The organism is Kocuria sp. CNJ-770 (assembly GCF_001942375.1).
Taxonomy (GTDB): Bacteria; Actinomycetota; Actinomycetes; order Actinomycetales; family Micrococcaceae; genus Kocuria; species Kocuria oceani.
Map to the genome: position 1 here is coordinate 1 of NZ_MKJW01000023.1, position 3,135 is coordinate 3,135.

A 3,135-nucleotide genomic window follows, 5' to 3' on the forward strand; every position below is an offset into this window, starting at 1 on the left:
GGGGTGGCCCAAACCAAGGTGAGGAGCGCTAGGGGCAGGCCACGGAAGAAGACTTCTTCTGCGACCGGTGCGCTAAGCAGGCTCATGAAGACCACGGAAATGGGTGGAGCGTCTTTAATGGCGAGATATCGCCAGTCGTCGTGAAGCGCAATCAATGGCAGGTTTGAGCTGAAGACGTCAGTCACCAACCGGGTCCCGGCGCTGTCCAGCAAGATCGTGAAGGTCAGCAGTAGGACGAGGCCCACGGCAGCGCGCTGACGATCGTTGACGCCGGGTAGCTGGGGGGTGGTGAGCCCTATCGAGCGAGTCACCCGGGCACCCACTACCCGAAGCGCCATGAGCTCTTTCGGGACCAGCCACCAGGCTCCCACGAGAAGCCCCGCGGTGATTCCGACGCTGAACCCCAGCGCGGCCCAGGTGTTCCAGCTTGGAGTGTCTATTCCAGGTAACCGCATCGCGAGCTGGAAGAGAATGCCGGCAGACGTCACGACCGCGAGGGCCATAAGCATGTGGGCCGCCGCGAGCTTCGTGCGCTGATCATCTTCAGGAGTCATGGGCGCCTTAGTTGGGGTCACTGGATTGGTGACCGACGACTTCCCACTGCCCGCTGTGCTTCTCGAGGTAGATGACGACCTGACGTCGCCCGGTGGCCTCGATTTCTTGACCGTCGCGGCTGATCCAGCGCCAGGTGAGGTCGTAAGCGCGGATGACCTTGTCGTTGGCGACGTCGCGGGAGACATCTCCCACGGCGGGGGTGATGCTGGGTGCGCTGTATGCCTGGTGCTCGGACGGTTTCAGCCAGGCGGCCTGGTTGCCGTTGCGCTCGGGCTCGATCTGGTTGGCGGCCCATTCTTCCGACATCAAGGGCTTGGCGCGGATGGCGGCGGCGGTTTGGGTGCGGTCGGTGACGGTGTCCCAGGAGTGGATCAGTAGCGCGGCAGCTTCGGCGGTGGCTTCCACATCGGTGCGGTCCACATCAGTCGGATCCAGGAAGGTGCCCTCTCCGGGGGTGGTCGCGGTGGGGGAGGGCGTGCTCGTCGCGGTAGCGGTGGTCTGTTCGCTGGTCCGTTCAGCTACGTCTGGGGCGCAGGCAGCCAGGGGTAGAGCGCACAGCGCGAGGGTGAGGGCCAGCTGAGAGTGGCGGGTCATTTAGGCCACGCTCCTTTCTGCTTGAGGATGGGTTCGGGGTCGATGTTGAAGCCCTCGTAGGGGTAGACCACATCGGGGGCGTCGGGTTTGTAGATCTCGAAATGCAGGTGGGTGGATACCGCGCCCAGGCCGGCTTTGTTGCCTTCGGTGCCGATCACGTCGCCGCGTTTGAGCGTGTCGCCCTTTTTCACGCTGTAGGTGTTCAGGTGGCAGAAGGCGAAGCCGAAGTCGGGGTCGTCGCCGTTCTCCTTGGCGATCACGCACCCGTCGGTGTTGTTGAATCCGGTGATGCGCAGGGCTGTCGGGGCGATCACTGGGCCTCCTGAGCCGGAGCCGGCACCGGGGGTGGCGATGTCCACGCCCACGTGTTCTTGTGCCCAGGCCGGCAGTCCTGGGACGTTGCGCCGCCCGTAGCCGGAGGTGAACTTCCCGCCGGGCAGCGGCACGGTCCACTCACCGTCTCCTAGGTCACCGTCCCATTCCTGCGCCCCGGTGGGGACCTCGCAGTTGGCGGAGAACTCGCTCTGGCCGAGGTCAAGGATGGTGCGGACGTAGTTCTCGGTTTCCTCATAGGGCGGCACACCCTTGTACTGCTGCACGGCCCCGGGCCGGCGTTGTAGGCGGCCAGGGTGAGGCGCACGAGCTGGTCGGCGTCCCCATCGGCCAGTGGTTCGACGTCCTTCTTCAGGGCGGCCATGTAGCGGCCGTAGGCCGGTATCGCGTCGTCGGGGTCGGTGACCTCGCCCCCGTTGCCGTAGGTCGCCCAGGTGGCGGGCATGAACTGGGCGATGCCCTGGGCTCCGGCGGAGCTGCCGGCGCCTGCGTCCCAGTTGGATTCCTGCTTGAGCTGGGCGGCCACCACGCTCACGGGCAGCCCTGCGGTCTTGGCGGCTTCTTCCACCAATGGTGCCCAGCCGTTGGGGATGTTCGGTGCACGCTCCTGGTCGTCGTCGGTGGTGACGGCGGTGACGGCGCAGGAGGTGGCCGAGGTCTGCTCCTCGTCTTCGGCCAGGGTGGCCACGAGCACGGCGAGAGCCACGATCGAGCCGATGGCGAAGACAAGCAGCAGCGCCATGATGGCGCCGAGGGCGCGCGAGGATCCAGCGGACATCACAGCCTCCTGGGGGGATGGGAGGGGTGTGGGTCAGAGCTGGTCGGTCAGTGTGGCGGTGGCTTCCTCGTAGGCCCGCACGGTTCCCGGGTGGAGGGCGTCGTAGTGGAAGGCGCGTCCTTCTTGGAGGGACTTGTCGAAGGGGATGACCACGCACCCGGCCAGTCCGATCGCCTCCGCGTAGTCGCGCAGGCGACTGATGCGTTCGGTGTTGTTGGTGGCGGTGTTGGAGACGACCAGCACGGAGCGGGCCAGCTTGTCGCCGTGGCCTTCGGCTGTGACGGCTTCGACCGTGGCTTCCAGCAGCCGGGCGTCGTCCTCGCGGTTGTGGGCGACCAGCACCAGCGAGTCGGCCACGTCCACGGCGGCGCGCCAGGTGGAGGACTGGGCGGAGTTGCCGGTGTCGAGCAGGATCAGGCTGTAGAGGGAGCTCAGGGTCTCGTGGGCGGTGCGCACGGAGCGCCCGTCCACCCGGGAGCGGTCGGTGCCCTCCGGTGGGGAGGCCAGCACGTGGATCCGGTCATCGCCCTGGGGGCGCACGTAGCGCACGAGGTCGGCGGTGCGACGGGTGACGGTCTCCAGGTTGCGGATCAGATCCAAGGTGGTGCGGTCATGGTCGGCAGTGAGGGAGCGTTCGGCCAGGGTGCCCTGGTTCTCGTTGAACTCCCCGGCCAGGATGTTGCCCCCGCGCACCCGACCGTAGGTCGCGGCGAGGTGGTAGGCCGTGGTGGTTTTCCCACCTCCGCCTTTGAGCTGGAGGACAGCAACGGTGTAGTGGGTCTGCAAGGGGCGCTGGATGCGTAGCCGGCGGGCTCTGGTGGCACGTTCGGCGGCAGAAGCGGCCAGTGACATTCCCAGGGTGTGGTTGCACCACC

The 3,135-nt window shown here is 66.8% G+C and carries 5 protein-coding genes; all 5 read right to left on the bottom strand.

Features of this window, described 5'->3' with window-relative positions; genetic code table 11:
• Positions 1–554, bottom strand: a 554-nt coding sequence (locus tag BJF77_RS01300; protein WP_139318379.1) for a hypothetical protein, incomplete at its 3' end; no start/stop codon positions are given.
• A 7-nt stretch (positions 555–561) separates the two neighbouring features.
• Positions 562–1,149: a hypothetical protein gene (locus tag BJF77_RS01305; RefSeq protein WP_075871061.1), complete on the bottom strand. Its 588-nt coding sequence runs from the start codon at positions 1,147–1,149 to the stop codon at positions 562–564.
• Positions 1,146–1,730, bottom strand: a complete 585-nt coding sequence (locus BJF77_RS22445) for a M23 family metallopeptidase (RefSeq protein ID WP_369821342.1) — start codon at positions 1,728–1,730, stop codon at positions 1,146–1,148. Before BJF77_RS22445 ends, BJF77_RS01305 begins: the two co-directional genes overlap by 4 nt.
• Positions 1,613–2,260, bottom strand: a complete 648-nt coding sequence (locus BJF77_RS21245) for a lytic transglycosylase domain-containing protein (protein WP_255396077.1) — start codon at positions 2,258–2,260, stop codon at positions 1,613–1,615. Before BJF77_RS21245 ends, BJF77_RS22445 begins: the two co-directional genes overlap by 118 nt.
• A gap of 33 nt (positions 2,261–2,293) precedes the next feature.
• Entirely contained in the window at positions 2,294–3,046 is a 753-nt protein-coding gene (locus BJF77_RS01315; protein ID WP_139318380.1) for a hypothetical protein, read from the bottom strand.
• Positions 3,047–3,135: the final 89 nt, after the last annotated feature.

Excerpts from the sequence above, each read along its gene's own strand:
- BJF77_RS01305 (WP_075871061.1), bottom strand. The coding sequence starts at position 1,149 with ATGACCCGCCACTCTCAGCTGGCCCTCACCCTCGCGCTGTGCGCTCTA.
- BJF77_RS21245 (WP_255396077.1), bottom strand. The coding sequence starts at position 2,260 with ATGTCCGCTGGATCCTCGCGCGCCCTCGGCGCCATCATGGCGCTGCTG.